This is a genomic window from Psychrobacter sp. Sarcosine-3u-12 (genome assembly GCF_002836005.1).
In the GTDB taxonomy this organism is placed as follows: domain Bacteria; phylum Pseudomonadota; class Gammaproteobacteria; order Pseudomonadales; family Moraxellaceae; genus Psychrobacter; species Psychrobacter okhotskensis.
Window position 1 is genome coordinate 1 of the sequence record NZ_PJBY01000060.1, and the last position, 282, is coordinate 282.

General features: G+C 34.0%; 1 pseudogene. It reads right to left on the minus strand.

The features are described 5' to 3' along the window. A pseudogene (locus tag CXF65_RS01150) lies at nucleotides 1-282 on the minus strand (hypothetical protein); the annotation flags it as partial.

Genomic DNA, 282 nt, shown 5'->3' on the forward strand with positions numbered 1-282 from the left:
GTAAAGCTGTCTTTAGGGCTTAAACGAGGTTCACTTAAACTTTTAGCATAAGTCCAACCTTTATCTTGTAGTTCTTTAAAGAAAGACATCATTTTCTGATAGGCATCTTCGTCTGATATACCGCTTACTTTATGGTTGAATAAAAAGCCAAGATTGACTTTCGAGAGTTTGTAATTTGCTTGTTTGTTATCGTCGTAAGCCAAGACTGACATAACACCGTCAATACTTAACTCACCATTAGGATATTTAATAATGACAGTAGGTTCTTTATATCTTGGAAAA